The organism is Streptomyces sp., from assembly GCF_031178505.1.
Classification (GTDB): Bacteria; Actinomycetota; Actinomycetes; order Streptomycetales; family Streptomycetaceae; genus Streptomyces; species Streptomyces gulbargensis.
This window is the reverse complement of the sequence record NZ_JAPSIW010000071.1, coordinates 1-15,438: the sequence shown is the minus strand read 5'-3', so window position 1 is coordinate 15,438 and position 15,438 is coordinate 1. Positions and strand designations below refer to the sequence as shown.

Annotated in this window: 18 protein-coding genes and 1 pseudogene; 12 read left to right on the top strand and 7 right to left on the bottom strand. The window is 71.1% G+C overall.

Translation table 11 applies throughout. The features are described from left to right. Positions 1-192, top strand: a pseudogene (locus RIF68_RS08365) (hypothetical protein); the annotation flags it as partial. An 89-nt stretch (positions 193-281) separates the two neighbouring features. Here RIF68_RS08365 and RIF68_RS08360 read toward each other — a convergent pair. Then, a complete protein-coding gene (locus RIF68_RS08360; protein ID WP_309050504.1) occupies positions 282-1,085 on the bottom strand; it encodes an ATP-binding cassette domain-containing protein in 804 nt (267 codons plus the stop codon). Continuing rightward, on the bottom strand, positions 1,082-2,878 hold the full coding sequence (leuA, locus tag RIF68_RS08355) for a 2-isopropylmalate synthase (RefSeq protein WP_309050503.1): 1,797 nt from the start codon (positions 2,876-2,878) through the stop codon (positions 1,082-1,084). Before leuA ends, RIF68_RS08360 begins: the two co-directional genes overlap by 4 nt. Positions 2,879-3,049: 171 nt before the next feature. Between leuA and RIF68_RS08350 the strand changes: the two genes are divergently transcribed. Together RIF68_RS08350 and RIF68_RS08345 are read left to right on the top strand one after the other, a co-directional pair. After that, entirely contained in the window at positions 3,050-3,739 is a 690-nt protein-coding gene (locus RIF68_RS08350) for an FCD domain-containing protein (RefSeq protein WP_309050502.1), read from the top strand. Positions 3,740-3,779: 40 nt separating this feature from the next. After that, the gene (locus RIF68_RS08345) at positions 3,780-4,658 is read left to right on the top strand and encodes an alpha/beta fold hydrolase (RefSeq protein WP_309050501.1); all 879 of its coding nucleotides are present in this window, start codon (positions 3,780-3,782) and stop codon (positions 4,656-4,658) included. Between the two features lie 240 nt (positions 4,659-4,898). Here RIF68_RS08345 and RIF68_RS08340 read toward each other — a convergent pair whose 3' ends face one another. Beyond that, the gene (locus RIF68_RS08340; RefSeq protein ID WP_309050500.1) at positions 4,899-5,798 is read right to left on the bottom strand and encodes a LysR family transcriptional regulator; all 900 of its coding nucleotides are present in this window, start codon (positions 5,796-5,798) and stop codon (positions 4,899-4,901) included. A 179-nt stretch (positions 5,799-5,977) separates the two neighbouring features. Between RIF68_RS08340 and RIF68_RS08335 the strand changes: the two genes are divergently transcribed. The 3 genes from RIF68_RS08335 to RIF68_RS08325 all read left to right on the top strand — a co-directional run bounded on the left by RIF68_RS08335 (position 5,978) and on the right by RIF68_RS08325 (position 7,632). Beyond that, positions 5,978-6,664 carry a type 1 glutamine amidotransferase domain-containing protein gene (locus RIF68_RS08335; protein WP_309050499.1) on the top strand — a complete coding sequence of 229 codons (687 nt, stop codon included), beginning with the start codon at positions 5,978-5,980 and terminating at the stop codon, positions 6,662-6,664. Beyond that, positions 6,654-6,980 carry a putative quinol monooxygenase gene (locus RIF68_RS08330; RefSeq protein WP_309050498.1) on the top strand — a complete coding sequence of 109 codons (327 nt, stop codon included), beginning with the start codon at positions 6,654-6,656 and terminating at the stop codon, positions 6,978-6,980. Before RIF68_RS08335 ends, RIF68_RS08330 begins: the two co-directional genes overlap by 11 nt. Positions 6,981-7,461: 481 nt before the next feature. Continuing rightward, positions 7,462-7,632, top strand: a complete 171-nt coding sequence (locus tag RIF68_RS08325) for a hypothetical protein (RefSeq protein WP_309050497.1) — start codon at positions 7,462-7,464, stop codon at positions 7,630-7,632. A gap of 111 nt (positions 7,633-7,743) precedes the next feature. On the opposite strand, the gene RIF68_RS08320 is transcribed toward RIF68_RS08325, so the two are convergent. Then, positions 7,744-8,352 (bottom strand): ABATE domain-containing protein, encoded by a 609-nt coding sequence (locus RIF68_RS08320; RefSeq protein ID WP_309050496.1) that lies wholly within the window; start codon positions 8,350-8,352, stop codon positions 7,744-7,746. Positions 8,353-8,445: 93 nt separating this feature from the next. Here RIF68_RS08320 and RIF68_RS08315 point away from each other — a divergent pair, with 93 nt between their 5' ends. Beyond that, on the top strand, positions 8,446-9,237 hold the full coding sequence (locus RIF68_RS08315; RefSeq protein ID WP_309050495.1) for an MBL fold metallo-hydrolase: 792 nt from the start codon (positions 8,446-8,448) through the stop codon (positions 9,235-9,237). A gap of 131 nt (positions 9,238-9,368) precedes the next feature. Next, positions 9,369-9,785: an ester cyclase gene (locus RIF68_RS08310; protein ID WP_309050494.1), complete on the top strand. Its 417-nt coding sequence runs from the start codon at positions 9,369-9,371 to the stop codon at positions 9,783-9,785. Between the two features lie 713 nt (positions 9,786-10,498). Here RIF68_RS08310 and RIF68_RS08305 read toward each other — a convergent pair. Next, a complete protein-coding gene (locus RIF68_RS08305; protein WP_309050493.1) occupies positions 10,499-10,798 on the bottom strand; it encodes a hypothetical protein in 300 nt (99 codons plus the stop codon). Positions 10,799-11,337: 539 nt separating this feature from the next. On the opposite strand from RIF68_RS08305, the gene RIF68_RS08300 reads away from it, so the two are divergent. Next, positions 11,338-11,535, top strand: coding sequence for a hypothetical protein (locus tag RIF68_RS08300; protein WP_309050492.1), 198 nt, complete (start codon positions 11,338-11,340; stop codon positions 11,533-11,535). 341 nt (positions 11,536-11,876) lie between these two features. Here the strand turns inward: RIF68_RS08300 and RIF68_RS08295 are convergent, their stop codons facing one another. Next, positions 11,877-12,731 (bottom strand): alpha/beta hydrolase, encoded by an 855-nt coding sequence (locus RIF68_RS08295; RefSeq protein ID WP_309050491.1) that lies wholly within the window; start codon positions 12,729-12,731, stop codon positions 11,877-11,879. A 356-nt stretch (positions 12,732-13,087) separates the two neighbouring features. After that, positions 13,088-13,531, bottom strand: coding sequence for a hypothetical protein (locus tag RIF68_RS08290; protein WP_309050490.1), 444 nt, complete (start codon positions 13,529-13,531; stop codon positions 13,088-13,090). 346 nt (positions 13,532-13,877) lie between these two features. Between RIF68_RS08290 and RIF68_RS08285 the strand changes: the two genes are divergently transcribed. The 3 genes from RIF68_RS08285 to RIF68_RS08275 form a co-directional block, all read left to right on the top strand. Next, entirely contained in the window at positions 13,878-14,183 is a 306-nt protein-coding gene (locus RIF68_RS08285; RefSeq protein ID WP_309050489.1) for a hypothetical protein, read from the top strand. A gap of 328 nt (positions 14,184-14,511) precedes the next feature. Beyond that, positions 14,512-14,865: a hypothetical protein gene (locus RIF68_RS08280; protein ID WP_309050488.1), complete on the top strand. Its 354-nt coding sequence runs from the start codon at positions 14,512-14,514 to the stop codon at positions 14,863-14,865. Between the two features lie 118 nt (positions 14,866-14,983). Beyond that, positions 14,984-15,438, top strand: a 455-nt coding sequence (locus tag RIF68_RS08275; RefSeq protein ID WP_309050487.1) for a GAF domain-containing protein, incomplete at its 3' end; no start/stop codon positions are given.

The following is a 15,438-nucleotide window of genomic DNA, read 5'->3' as shown; positions in this document are numbered from 1 at the left end:
AACAGTCACTTCGTCTTCTTCGGTGAGCGGTGCGCCATCACGACCGCGGACGGCGCCGTGGCCTCCACCAGTTGTGTCGGCTTCGGCCTCGAACGCTGGCTGCACGCGCTGTCCGATCACTTCGGCGGGGACTGGGACAAGGCCCGTCAGGCGGTCGCGGAGGCCGGCGCCACGCTCGCGCCGGCCGCCTGAGAGGCCGGGCGGCGCACAGCCGCCCGGCCCCCCGTCACCACCATTTGCCGCCCGTCACCACCGGCCGTCCCGGCCCACCGCCGGCCCGGTCACCGCACGGCGGCCGGATGCCTCGTCCGTACGCTCCACCGGCCGTCGACGCGCGTGAGCCGGACCGGATGGTCGAAGCAGGCACTGACCTCGTCACCGGTCAGGACGTCCTCGGCCCGTCCCGCGGCCAGGCACCGGCCGTCGCGCAGGAGCATCGCGTGCGTCGTCCCGGGCGGAAGCTCCTCCAGGTGATGGGTGACCAGCACCGTCGCCAGCTCGGGATGGGCTTGGGCGAGCGCGTCCAGGCGGTCGATGAGCTGTTCCCTGCCCGCGACGTCCAGGCCGGTGGCGGGCTCGTCGAGCAGGAGCAGCCGTGGCCGGGGCATCAGGGACCGGGCGATGAGCGCGCGGGTCCGCTGCCCCTGGGAGAGCACCGGCCAGCGTGCCTCCGGCCGGTCGCCGAGGCCGAGCAGCCCGATGAGTTCCCCGGCCCTGGCGGTCTCGTCGTCGGTGGGGGACCACCGGGGCACCCGCTCGACACTGTTCGTCAGGCCGGTCAGCACCACGTCCCGCACCGTCAGGGGGGAGCGCAGGGGATGCCGGGGGTCCACGTGTCCCACGTGTGAGCGCAGCCGGCGCATGTCCACCCGGCCGAGGAGCTCTCCCAGGACCTCGACCGTCCCCCGGGTGGGGTGCGCGAGCGCTCCCAGAAGGGAGAGCAGGGTGCTCTTGCCCGCGCCGTTGGAGCCCAGGAGCGCCCAGTGCTCGCCGGGGCGCACGGTCAGGGAGACGTCGTGCAGGATCGGGTTGCCGTCGCGGACGAAGTCCACATCGGTGACGCGGAGGACGGGTGCACCGCTCACGACCGCGCCTGCCGTTCCCGGTTGACCGCGGCCATGACGGCGTGCACCGAGGCGGCGAGGATGGAGGTGTCCCATCCCGCGCCCCAGACCGTGGTGTCCGCCACGCGGCACTCGGCATAGGCCACGGCGGGGCTGCCGGGTCCTGCGGCGGTGGCGTGTTCGGCGTAGGTGAGGATGTCGACGTCGATGCCGGCCGCGCCGAGGGCGTCGGCGAGCGCCGCCAGCGGGCCGTTGCCCGTGCCCCGGTACGCGCGCTCCGTACCGTCGACGGCCAGGGCGCAGCGGAACTCGTGCTCGGCGGGGCCCGTCTGGCCGGTCTGCCAGGACGCCAGGGTGACCGGCCCGTCCTGGGCGGGCGCGATGTAGGTGCGGTGGAAGAGCTCCCACAGGTCCTTGTGGGAGAGCTCGAGTCCGCTGGCGTCGGTGACCTGCTGCACCGTGTGGGAGAAGTCCGGACGCATCGCCTTCGGCAGGTCCAGGCCGTGGTGGACCTGGAGCAGATGGGCGATGCCGCCCTTGCCGGACTGCGAGTTGATGCGGATGACCTCTTCGTACGTGCGGCCGATGTCACCCGGGTCGATGGGCAGGTACGGCACGGCCCACGGCGCCCGGTCGGCCGGCACTCCGAGCGCACGGGCCTGCCGGGCGTGGTGGGCCATACCCTTGGAGATGGCGTCCTGGTGCGTACCGGAGAAGGCCGTGTGCACGAGTTCGCCGCCGTAGGGGTGGCGGGGGTGGACCGGCAGCCGGGTGCAGTGCTCGACCACGTCGCGCACGGCGTCGATGTCGGAGAAGTCCAGCATCGGGTTCACGCCCTGGGCGTAGAGGTTCAGGGCCAGGGTGACCAGGTCGACGTTGCCGGTTCGCTCGCCGTTGCCGAAGAGGCAGCCCTCGACGCGCTGCGCGCCGGCCAGGACGGCCAGTTCGGCGCAGGCGACGCCGGTGCCGCGGTCGTTGTGCGGGTGCACGGAGAGGATCACCGACTCGCGGCGCGCGAGGTGGCGGTGCATGTACTCGATCTGGTCGGCGTACACGTTGGGGGTCGCGATCTCCACCGTCGCCGGCAGGTTGTGGACGACCGGCCGGTCAGGGCTCGCCTCCCACAGGTCCGTCAGTCCGTTGCAGACCTCCAGGATGAAGTCCGGCTCGGTGAGGTTGAAGACCTCGGGCGAGAACTCGAAGCGGATGTCGGCCCCGGGCCGCTCCTCGGCGCGCCGCATCAGGTACGTCGCGGCCTCCCGGATCAGCGCGTGCACCTCGTCACGGGTCCTCCCCAGGACCACGTCCCGCCAGGTGGGCGCGGTGGCCGTGTACAGGTGGACCAGGGTCCGGGGCAGGCCCTCGACGGAGGCGATGGTCCGGTCGATCAGGTCCCGCCGGGCGGCGGTGAAGACGGAGATGGTGACGTCCTCGGGGACCGCGCCGCTGTCGGCGAGGTGACGTACGAAGTCGAAGTCGGTCTGGCTGGCGGAGGGGTAGCCGACCTCGATCTCCTTGAAGCCCATGGCGCACAGCAGGTCGAACATCCGGCGCTTGCGGGGGATGTCCATGGGCTCGGCCAGGGCCTGGTTGCCGTCGCGCAGGTCGACCGGCACCCACAGCGGCGCCTCCAGGAGCCGGCGGGACGGCCAGGACCGCTCCCGCAGGGGCAGTGGGACCCGCTCGTGAGCGGACCGGTAGCGGTGGTGCGGCATCGCGCTCGGCCGCTGCGGGTTCCAGGACGGTGCGCCCGCGGGGACGTCGCCTGACGGCGTGCGCAGGGTGGGGAAGGCCGTGCTGGACGGGGATTCCATGACTCTGAACTTCCTTCGGTCGACCAGTGGTTGACCGGCACAGCACGGCCCCGCTGCGGGGAGCCGGTCAGGTCAGGCCCCGCAGCGGCGACCGAGGAGGAGGGCACGCGGTGTCATGGCCGGTACACTAACCACAGTTCAGCTCCTCAGACAACCCGATAGGTGAAGAACATGCCACTTGGCGCCCTCCGCCCCAGCCCTCTGGTGGAACAGGCCACGCAGCATCTGCGTGACCAGATCACGGGAGGCCACTGGCCCGTCGGCACCAAGCTCCCCGCCGAGACGACCCTGGCCAAGACGCTCGGTGTCGGCCGCTCCACCGTCCGGGAGGCCCTGCGCGCTCTCGCGGGAGCCGGCCTCGTGCAGGCCCGCCAAGGCGCCGGCGTGTTCGTCATCGCCACCGAACCGGCCGAGGACTGGCCGACCCGGCTGCGTCAGGCGGCCATCACCGACATCTACGAAGTCCGCATGCTCATCGAGGTCGAAGCCGCCCAGCTCGCCGCGCGGCGTCGAACCGAGGACGACCTCACCGTCATCCACGCGGCCTTGGCCCGCCGCCGCGAGGCCGGCGACGGCGACACCACCGAGTTCGTCGACGCCGACATCGCCCTCCACGCGGCGGTCGTGGCCGCCGCGCACAACCCCGTGCTCACGGGCCTCTTCACCGAGTTTCTGCCCGTTCTCCGCCAGGCCCTCATCGACCTGGTGGAACTCCTCGACCTCCGTACCGATCAGCCGAACCACGGCGACGCCGGCCACGCCGCTCTGGTGGACGCCATCGCGGGCTCGGACGCCGAAACGGCGGGCACCATCCTGCGCGACGAACTGAACCAGACGCTCACCCAGCTCCGCAGTATCTGAGCCCGGCCCGCCCCGCACCGCGAACGGAGGACCCACCGGCATGCCCGACGCCCTGCCCTGGATACGTCCGTACCCATCGCCCGGCACCTCCGGCCGGCCCGCAGCCGGAGCAGGGCGCTGGAGCGTCCTCTTCTTCCCGCACTCCGGGGGCTCCGCCGACTCCTATCGGCACCTGGCGTCCCACCTGTCCGGCGACGCCCGTACGGCGTGCGTCCAGTACCCGGGCCGGGCGGAACGGCATCGGGAGCCCCTGTTCACGGACCTCCACCGACTGGCCGATGATGTGGCCCCCGCCTTCGCCCGCTGGCGCGGCGGGGACCCGGTCCTGATCTTCGGACACAGCCTCGGCGCGGCGGTGGCCTACGAAGTCGTCCGGCGAACGGCGGACCAGGGCCGGCTGGTCCTCGCTGTCTCCGGGCACCCCGCCCCCTCGCACCTCGCCCTCCCCTTCGGCCGGACAACAGTCTCCGATGAACAGGTCGTCCATCTCGTGCGAGAGTTGGGAGGCATCGACGCGGAGCTGCTGGACCATCCGCTGCTACGACAGCTGTTCCTCCCCGTGATCCGAGCGGACCTGGCGGCCCACGCCCGCTACCGTCCCGGCACGCCCCCGGGTGTTCGCTGCCCCATCGTCGCGCTCATGGGCGACCGCGACCCGCTCACGAACCCGGGCAGCGTCCAGGCGTGGCAGGAACTCACCCGCGCCCCGCTCCGCGTCCACACCCTCGCCGGAGGGCATTTCTTCACCAACGAGCGCCCCGAAGAGGTGGCCGGCATCCTGCGCCTCGCCATGACTTTCCCGACTGCTGCGGCACCTCCGAGCGCTGAAGGCAGTGGCGCCGGCGCTGTGGGACTGCCTGGACGAACACCACCCCATCGCTGTCCGCCAGGTGCAAGGGCCGGGTCGAACGGTCCGTAACCCAACCGGGTAAAGGGCGGTGACCAGCCGAGCGGCGCCGATGACACGCAGCGGCCCTCCGGGGAGCTGACCGACAGGTCCAACTCCCGGCCCCTTCCCCTCCCCTCCCCGTTCCCGTTCAGTGGGTGGACCGGGGTCCTGAGAGGGCGGGGGCGAGGAGAGGGCGATTCCCCGAGCCGTCAGGGCGAGGTCGAGTACGCCGATGCCGGGAGAGGCCTGGTGTAGGGCTCCCGCGCCAACTCACCAGTCGCGGGCTCGGTCCAGCAGTCGGGTGCGTACGGCCGTGACCGACGGGGTGTCCACGGCGTCCGCCCGGCACGCGAGGAACAGGGTGTTCAGCGGCGGGACCTCCGGCTCCAGGAGGGGTACGAGGTCCCCGGCGGCCAGTTCGGACGCGCACAGGTAGTACGGCAGCACGGTGACTCCGGCGCCTGCCACCACCGCCGACAGCACGGCCCTCAGGTCGGGCACGACGACTGCCGGGATCTGGCTGGAGCGGGTGCCGAAAACGGACCGCCAGTAGCGGCGGACGATCGGCCGGTCCTCGGCATAGGAGAGCAGCGGGAGGTCGCGAAGCGGTGCCGGATCCCCGGCCGCCAACCGGGCGCTGTCGATCCCGGCGGCCAGATCCGGGGCGCCCACCAGTACGAATTCCTCGTCCATCAGCGGCACGGCGACCACCGCCCGGCCGCGTGGCCGGATGCTGGAGACGACCAGGTGGAAGCGGCCGGCCGACAGCCCGGCGAGCAGCTCGTCGGCCAGGCCGAGCGTAACCCGCAGCCTCAGGCCCCGACGGACCAGCGGGGCCAGCGCCGGGAGCACGCGGACGGCAGTGAGCTCGGCAGGGCCGGCCAGGTGCACCGGCTGCGCGAAGGGATCGGCCGGGCCCGCCACCCCCCGCTCGCCGATGGCGACCAGAGCGTCCACGTGCGGAGCGGTCTCGGCGGCCAGTTCGTCGGCGACGGTGGTCGGCACCACTCCGCGCGCCACCCGGCGGAAGAGCTGTGCCCCCAACTGCTGCTCCAGGGAACGGATCTGCGCGGTCACGGTCGACTGGGACAGGCCCACCTGGCGGGCGGCGGCGGTGAGCGAACCGGTGCGGTACGCGGCCACGAAGGTCCGCATCAACGACAGGTCCATCGCGTCCGTCCCCTTCCCCTGTCCCCGCGCGGGAGCAGCCCACTGCCATCGGTTTTCCGATGGGAGTAGACGCATTCTCCCATTGGTGGCTCAGGGGGCGCTCGTCCTACCGTCGAGGCATGCCGGGTCCCGTCCCCGCGGCCCTGTGCACCTCATCCCCTCTCTGCAAGGAGTTCTCCATGTCCGGCACGCGTACCGTCCTGCTGGTGCTGACCAGCCACGACCGGCTCGGTGACACCGGTCGCAGCACCGGCTTCTACCTGCCCGAGGCCGCCCATCCGTGGAAGGTGCTGTCCGAGGCGGGCTTCCAGGTCGACCTGGCCTCGCCGGCCGGTGGCCGTCCTCCGATGGACGGAGCCGACCTCACCGACCCGGTGCAGCAGGCGTTCCTGGACGACCCGGAGATGGCCCGCAAGCTGGACGCCACCCTGCGCGTCCAGGACCTCGACGCGGCCGACTACGCGGCGATCGTCTACGTCGGCGGCCACGGCACCATGTGGGACTTCCCCGACGACCGCACTCTGGCCGGCATCGCCCGGGACGTCTACGAGGCGGGCGGCGCGGTCGCCGCCGTCTGCCACGGACCGGCCGGACTGGTGAACATCACCCTCTCCGACGGCTCCTACCTGGTCGCCGGAAAGAACGTGGCCGGCTTCACCAACTCCGAGGAGGCTGCCGCCGGGCTCACCGACGTCGTACCCTTCCTGCTCCAGAGCACCCTGGAGGAGCGGGGCGCCAAGCACACCGGCGCCGCCGACTGGGAGCCGCACGTGGTGGTCGACGGCCGCCTGGTCACCGGCCAGAACCCGGCCTCGGCCACCGGCGTCGGCGAGGCCCTGGTGAAGGTGCTCCGCGATGCTTCCTGACGGCCTCCACTGGCCACTGGCCGGTGCCCGCACCGGCCAGGTCGTGGTGGTCGCCCGCTGGCAGCCCGGCCCGGGCACCCGGTCGGCCGTCACCGCCGCCCTGGAGCAGCTGGCCGTGGAATCCCGCGCCGAGGCGGGCTGCCTCGGCTACGAAGCGTACGACGGGCAGGACGGCGAGATCATCCTGGTCGAACGCTACGCCGACCACGCCGCGCTGGAGGCCCACCGGTCGAGCGACCACTTCCGGCGGCTGGCCGTGGGACGCATCGTGCCGCTCCTCGCGCACCGCGAGGTCGTCGTCGCCGTCGTGGAGTGACCGACGTCGGGGGAGGCGGGGCGTTCCGTCTCGGCGGTCGCACATCCGGTTCGCCTTGCCCCCGCCCGTAAACGATCATTAGCAGCAAGAAGTCGTGGCGGGACCGTCGATCTTGCACACCGCTTGTGAGACAGAGCCCCGTGCCGTCGCCGTGAAACGACTCGAATGCCGCTGGCCAGAACCTGCCGGCCCGCCGCATGTACGACGCGATCGCCCCGGTGGTGGAGCGGATCGAGCCGGGCAAGGCGTTGGGCCGAGGTGCCGAGTGCGTCGGTGGACGACGCGGTGGCCGCCGGCCCGCCACCCTCCCGCGACGACGGTCGCCTCGACGTTGCTCATCCGGCCGCCGGCTCCGCCGAAGTAGCCGCCCCTTTTCCGGTCCGGCTACGGGGAGGGGACAAGTAGCTCAGTGCGATCTGAGGACTTCTCCTTGGGTACGGGGCCCGGCAACCGCTCCGTCGTCCATGGCGGGGAAGTCGGCGTGGGCCTGTTCGGCGGCTTCGGGGTACGCCTCGCACTTGGCGTGGCCGCGGGCGCCCGGGAGATGCCGGCGGCGGAGGGGTTCTGTCCCTTGCGCTTGCCGGGGGATGATCCGGTCGGGCTGGATCTGGACGACGGACTCGCCGCCCGCGCGGCGGCGGAGTCGAAGTAGTGATCTTCAGTGAGCAAGTGCCCGGCGGTCGGTTGGCAACCGGTAACAGCCTGCTGGAGGTGTTTCGTGTGGCTGCCGGGCGGTCCGCAGGAGGGCCCCGGGGGTGGTGCGTCAGTCCGAGGCGCCGTTGCGCCGGGCGTAGGCGCGGGCGGCGCGGGCACGGTCGCCGCAGCGTGTGGAGCACCAGTGGCGCCGGCCGTGGGTGCGCAGGAGAAACCGGTCGCAGGGGGCTGATCCGCAGGCGGCGAGGATGTCGGCGTCGGGACCGGTGAGCAGGTCGGCGGCGTCGGCGGCGAGGGTCGCCAGCGCGTGGTTGACGGCCTGGTCCGTGGGGTGCGCCTGGATACGGCGCAGCCCCCGGTCCCCGTCCCAGGCGAGGAGGGGGGCGGTGGGCACGGCCGTGAGGGCCTCGTTCACGGCGCGCAGGGATTCCTCGGGCGGGGTGGTGGTGCCGACGCGGGCGGCGAACAGGGCGCGGACGTGGCCGCGCAGCGTGCGCATCCGCTGTGCGCACACCTCGTACAGCTGCACGTCCGGGGTGGTCAGGTCGTGGGCGGCGAGCCAGCGCATGGCGGATTCCGGGGCGGCGAGCAGGTCGTAGCTCTGGCCGGCGGGCAGGGTGGCGGCGGTGTCGGCGAAGTCCAGGGAACGGTACCGGTCGGCGCCCGGTGCCGGGGGCAGAGCGGTCCGTGCCAGGTCGGGAGCCAGGGTGTCGTCCATGCCTCTCATGGTAGCGCTTGCATTTTTCCGTGATGCCTGCCTAGCCTGCAGTCACGTTAACCGCAGGTTTTTTTCGTGAGAAACGGAGACGTGATGTCCCAGCTCAACGCCAACCGGTTCCCGGTCCGCACGTTCGGTGGTCCGACCGCCCTGTTCGAGTACGGCGGCCTGCGCTTCCTGACCGACCCGACCTTCGACGGCCCCGGCGACTACGCCACGCCGGGTGGCCCGACCCTGACCAAGACCGCCCCCTCCACCACCACACCCGCCGAGCTCGGCCCCATCGACGTGGTCCTGCTCTCCCACGACGAGCACGCCGACAACCTCGACACCTCCGGCCGCGCCCTGCTCGCCGACGTCCCCCTCACTCTCACCACCCCCGGTGGCGGCAAGCGCCTCGGGGTGAAGGCCAAGGGCCTGGCCGACTGGGAGTCGACCGAGCTGGAGCGTCCGGGCGGCGGGACCATCACGGTGACCGGAGTCCCTGCCATCCACGGCCCCGGCCCGCGCGAGGAGATCGAGCCCGTCACCGGCCAGGTCGTCGGCTTCGTCCTGACGGGGGAGGGACTGCCGACGGTCTACGTCAGCGGCGACAACGCCTCGCTCGACGCGGTCAGGGAGATCGCCGAGCGCTTCGCCCCGATCGACACGGCCCTCCTGTTCGCCGGAGCACCCCGCTTCCCCGTGCTCTTCGACGGCCGACCGGTCGTCCTGGACAGCGCTCAGGCCACCGAGGCCACCCGGATTCTCGACGCCCGCCGCGTCGTCCCGGTCCACCACGACAGCTGGGCCCACTTCACCGAGGGCCGCGAGGAGCTGGAGGCAGCCTTCGCCGCCGCGGGCCTGACCGACCGCCTGGACCAGGACTGGGCGCAGCGCGCCTGAGCCCGGACCGCGGCTCAGGAACCGAACTCGTGGCAGTACCGGGCTCGCCGCGCGCCGAGCCCCGGCCCTGGGGGCACCCCCTCGCAACGTCCCCTGCGCCGTGCCGCAACGACAGAGAAGGACCCGATCGCATGTCCACCGGAGCCCACGCCGGCCTCGTGCACCGCTTCTACGAGGCCCTCCAGCAGGGCGACTACGACACGCTCACCGACATGTTCCACCCGGACTTCGTCTTCCACCCCCAGATCGACAGCCCCCGGCCCGGCGCCGCAGGGTTCGTCGACGCGGAGAAGAAGCAATTCGACGCCTTTTCCGACATTCGCCTGACGGTCCTCGACACCGTCGCCGAAGCCGACAAGGTCGGCGCCTACGTCGTGGTCGAAGGAGATCAGGGCGGCGACTACTACGGCATCCCCCCACGCGGAGCGCGCGTACGTTTCTCCATGTTCAACCTGTTCACGTTCAAGGACGGGAAGATCATCGAGAAACGCGCCCACTACAACCTGGCCGACATCATGGACCAGCTCACGGCCGACTCCGCCGCCTGACGACACGAGCCTCGACAGGGCCACGACGCCCTGCGCCCCACCACCGCCGGCGCGCGCCCGAGCGAAACGCTCACAGCGCTACATGTCCGTTCGCCGCAGTTGTACGAGAACAGGGCCGGCCGCAGCGGCGAGCTGTGGGGTGTGGTCCTGGGGCGGAAGCGGCGTCGGTGCCGCCGTCGACGGCCGCCCCCGAGTCGTGGGCGGCGTCGCGCGTACGACGAGGCCCCGCCCGCAAGAGTGTTTCCTGCGGGCGGGGTCTCGGTGCGTGTGCCTGGGTAGTTCCAGGTGGTGTCCGCGGTGCCCGGCTCCGGTTCGGGGTGGCGCCCCAACCGGGTTCGTGGGTCATGGTCCCCCCTTCGCGCGCTGGCGCGCGGTGCCGCGCCGCTGAGGGGTGACCGTAGCCGCAGGCCGGGACGGGATGGCCTGTCCCCGTTCTCGACCTGCGGTGTCCCGGCCGGGGCAGGATTGCACGGGGCCACTGACATGCGGGGCGAGAAGAGGGAAAGACAGTGGGGGAGAAAAGCGAGCTCAAATTGATGACAAAAACTCACCGGAACTACAGGCGGCACCTGCTGGCGGCATTATCGGTTGCCTGAACGCACGCTTGCCGGGAGGGGTGTGGGTGCACTGGTGATTCCGGTATCCATAGGCTGGTGCAATCCTGTGGCCCGTTGAGGGTCCTGTTGCTCGGCCCACACCCCCATCAATCCGGATCAGACGGTCGTGGCAAGCCAGCCGATCTCCTCCAGTACGTGGGGACCGTCGCTCGTGATATTCGTGCCGAGCAGCTCATTCATGCGGATGTGGAAGCCGGTGCGGGTGACGTTGGCGATGCGCACACCGGGCGTGTGGGGCCCGTGGAACGTCTGCACCTGGGCGAAGACGATGACCTCGGTGTCCTGGGGGAAATGCGTGGGGAAGTTGACGCGGGTGAAGGTCGAGAGATCGTCGCCCTGGGTCTCCACCGGGTGCTTGGAGTCCAAGGACACCTTGCCGGTCTGAATCATGCTCATAGCTGTCTCCTCCTTTTCTGTTGTCCATCGCTATTCGATGGCTAGATGGGCTTTTCTCGGTAGGAGGGCGGACCATGCGCAGGTAATCCTTGTGGGTGATGTTTTATCGGACAAGGGATCTTGTGAAACAGCTCGTCTCTGCCGATAATAAAATACGAGGAAACGCGCTTTTTAATGGTGCGCACTAACCTCGGGCCTGTGGCGGCGCATCACGGCGCGACCAGTGCACCAAAGCCGGCGAAGCTCGACTGGCTACTCGCGAAACAGGCGGGAAGTATGCGCAACGTGAGACGACGAGCCACGATAAATAAATGGCGGATTAATCTGCGCGTCTCACTCGGACTCCGGCCCGGTCATGAACGGCAACGCGAGAGTGCGGCATGGGCCAACGCTTCCACAACGCCCGCGCCGGCTCCGTCACCGTGTCGGGATGCGGGGTCGACTCCCCGCCCGGGGCACGAGGAGCGGCTGGACAAGGCGGCGGGGCACACCAGGAGCGCGCCCTCCTCGCCCACGGCTCCCGACCGTGCCGGCGCCGGGTGAGACGGAGGCTACTGGGCGCTGTAACCGCCGTCGACAGGCAGGGCGTCGCCCGTCAATACGGCCATGACCACGACGCCCCCCACGCCGCCCGCTACCGCACCAGGAGGAACGCCGTGCTGGTCGGCGGCCCGCTGGACGGTCTGCTGCTCGACATCACGGCCTACCGGAAGAGAGGGACGACGGTTTCGCCCTGACGACCGAGCTGTCGGTGGCCCGGCGGCCGCGCCCTGCACGACCCGGTCCCGGCGAGCCGCGCGTACCCGGGCCCGGCGTCAGCGCCGCCATCGACGGCCCCCCGAGTCGTGGCCGGCGGCGCGGATACGGCGAGGCCCCGTCCGCAGGAGTGTTCCTGCGTACGCGGCCTCGGTGCGTACAGGACCAGTTCCAGGTGGCGCCGGCGGCGCCCCCTCCCGAGTCGGAGGCGGTACCCCAGGCCGGTGTCGCGGCGGTTGCAGTCCGGGTCGGCTTCCCGTGACCGGAGGAGCGAGCGGGCGGTCGCTGAGGCGGCTTCGGGCGTGGTGGGTGATGCGTTGGGTCAGAGAGTGTGGACGGGTTCGACGGCCGGTGTGGCCGGTGAGACTCGCTCGACGCTGCGGCAGTAGGGCAGGCCGTCCAGTGGCTGGCAGCCGAGGAAGCGGGTGATCAGGTCGGCGGTTTCGGCGGTCCGCTCCCAGATGAGCATGTGGTCGGCGTCGCGGATCTCGGCGTACCAGCTGTCAGCACATGCCGCGGCCATCTGGCGGCAGAGTTCCGGAGTGGTGAACGAGTCGTATTCACCGGTCACGGTCAGGACCGGCGCCCGCGGCGGCTCGCTGGTGTCGAGGGCCTGGTGGTTGAGCAGGCGCAGGGTGTTGGTGGTCATCTGCTGCACTTCCGCCTGGGAAACCGTGACGATACGGCGCACCAGCAGTCTGTGGATGAGGGTGCCGTTGGGGATGTCCGCGAGGCGCTCCGGCGTCATGAGGAGGTCGAGCAGCGCGTGCGCGTACGTCTGCATCTCTCCTGCGGCCAGGTACTCCAGCGTGCGGCGCATCGCTGCCTGCGCATGGTCGGGGATGGCCGTCATCGTGCCGAACAGGACCAGGCGTCCGACCCGGTCGGGGTGACGCCGGGCGAACTCGTAGCCGATGGCGCTTCCGTAGGAGCCGGCCAGCACGTTGGCCCGCCCGACACCGCACTCGTCGAGCATGTGGCACACAGCATCGGCGAGGAAGTCAGCGCCGTAGGTCTCGGGCAGCAAGTCGGCAGCGCCCCAGCCGGGTGGATCCACGGAGACCACGTCCATGCTCTTGAGGAGCGCCTCCTCGCAGCGGCCCCACGATTCCTTGCGCTGGAACGCCCCACCGATGAGCAGCACGGGCGGGAAACGCGGGGCGGGAGCATGGACCACACGGGATTCGCAGGAGAAGCCCTGCCAGCGATGTACCCGTACAAGGGCCTCCCGCGGTGCCGAGGCGGTCCGGGCGATACGAGGCGTCTTGAGTGTTTTGCGTTGGTTGGTCACGTAACGTGAACGATCTTCGGTCCATGCAGACACGACATGGATCGGCCGGCTGGCCCGGACCAAGCACCACGCCTCTCCCGGGAACCCGCTGCCCATCGGCCCCGCAGCGCCCCAGCCGCACCAGGACCGGGCCGAGTCACCGACACGCTTCAGGCCGGACAGCGGCCTGGTCCTCCCGGCCGCGCCCCTGCGCCTGACCCAGGGCCCGCACCGCGACGCGTTCGCCGCCTGCGAGGCCAAGATCATGCCAGGGCCCTGGCCCGCACGGTGAGCGGATCGGAACAGCAGATCACCAAGGCAGGACCGGCTTCCCCGCACATGGTCGTCGACCGTACGCGAGGCCATCGCCGTCGGCCGGGGGTGCAGCGTGGCCGGGGCCGCCCAAGGTCAGGGGAATTCGATCTCGTGCGGCCGGGGGCGGGTGGGTGGTTGGTCGGTGCCAAGGCTGTGACAGGGCGGCAGACCTCGCACATCTCCAGGTCCGGGTACTCCTCGACCGCCGCCCGTACGCCGTAGGCGTCGAGAAGGTCTCCGTAGCCGTGGCGGGCGAGGCCGCGGTTGCCCCGGTGCAGCACCGGGTGCCCCTCGGCGGCCCGGGAGGCGGTGACGGTCCAGGAGCGTTCGCGGCGGGCGGTCTCCCGGCGCCGCTGCTCGTCCTCGGCCTGATGCTCCAGCTCCCGGATCATGCGTTCCTCCTGCGCGAGCGCCCACCGCAGCCACGTGACGACCGTCCGGTGCTGTTCGAGACGGGTGTGCCAGGCAGTCGATGATCGCGGGCAGCGCCTCCTGAACCTGGGGAACGCCGACCGCAGCGTGCAGGTCGGCGGAGGCCTTCGCGACCACCGTGCGGTCGCCAGGAGCGAGGATTCACATCTGGCAGGACGAGCATCGGCTGATGCCCCCCGACCGGAGTTTTATGCTCCGTTTATTTTCCTGTAGCCGGGTATCTGCGGGGAGGACAGCGTCGATCTGGATGCGGTCCCCCCGTGGAGTGCATCAGGTGCTTCGCACGACGGAAAAGGATGCCTACCCATGAGCAGTGTGAACCCGACCGGCGGCCCGGCCCACAACGCGAGCACGGACCCGGCCGCGCACCGGTCCCGTCGAGTCTCGACGGAGACGAAGTCGGCGCTGAAGACGACGGAGTTCTTCATCTACCTCGCCTCCGTGGTAGCGGTCCTGATCGCCTCCATGGTCGTGGGCACCGAAGACGGCCACCGCGACTACTTCCGCGCCGATCAGGCATGGCTCTACGTCGTGATCCTGACCGTCGGCTACATGATCAGCCGCGGACTGGCCAAGTCCGGCAGCCGAGAGCCCTACGACGACACCCACTGACACCTCACCGAGACATATGCATGGCCCTGCCGCAACCGGCAGGGCCATGTCGCTATCTACCGCGACGTGTCGGATACGGTCCCGAGCGGGCCGTGCGTTGATCACGTGATGACGCCCGTGACACCGCTGGCCGCGCCAGGTCGCGGGGCGCCGCGGCAGCCTCCTGCAGAGCCGCTCCCTGATCTCATTGGACACGGACGCCCACCTGCCAAACGGTCCGGTCCGCGACGGCGAGCCGGTCGTGTGGGTGGAGGGCCAGATGTAGTTCGAGGCGCTCCAGCGGTGCGCGGTCTCCGGCGGCCGGTCTGCCGCCCGCCCTCGCACGCAAGTGCCCGGCGTCGAAGGGCTGGTGATCCGGGGGAGCGGCCAGCGGCATCTGCCGGGAGCCCGCGTGCTCTACAAGGTGCGCCGCCGGGACTCCACCGAGGCGGTGGTCGGCGCCACCACCGGGACCGTGCGCCGGCCGCAACACCCGTGCTGGGCCGCCTCGACGCGGCCGGGGCGCTCCGGCCGGTCGGCCGCAGTACCGCCGCTGCGGCCGGACGCCGTACGCGACCTGGCCGAGCGGCTGACACCGGCAGGGCCCCGGCACCCCTGGAAGGGTGTGCGGTGCACGGCCTCCTGGGGGTCGCGCACGCCGCTCGACGTCGTGCTGGTCTTCGGTACAGTGCTGGGGTGCTGACTGTCTGGTCAGCGCCTTCCTGGGGGGGATGAGCGAGACGAGGGTTATGCCGGAGCAAGCGAGCCCGCCTGCGATAGCACCGAAGGAACCTCTGGCCGCGTCGGCCGAGGTGGCACGGATGGCGGCGGTGCGCCGTTACGACATTCTCGACACCCCTCCAGACGGCGCCTACGACCGAGTCGCAGCGCTGGCGGCGCGTCTGTTCGAGGTGCCGGTGGCGACGGTGACGATCGTGGACGAGGACCGGATCTGGTTCAAAGCCACACACGGCCTGGAAGGCGTCACCGAGATCGGCCGTGACCCGGGCCTGTGCGCCTCGGCGGTCCTGACCGATGACACCACCGTCATCCCCGACACCCTGCTGGACCCGGTCGCCTGCTCCAACCCGCTGGTCGCCGGCCCGATGGGGGTGCGGTTCTACGCTGCCGCTCCGATCATCACCGCCGACGGGTACCGGCTGGGCACGGTCAACGTCCTCGACACCCGCCCCCGCGAGATCAGCGAGGCGGATTCGGCCACGCTCGCGGACCTGGCGGCGATGGTGCGTGACCAGCTGGAGCTGCGGTTGTCGGC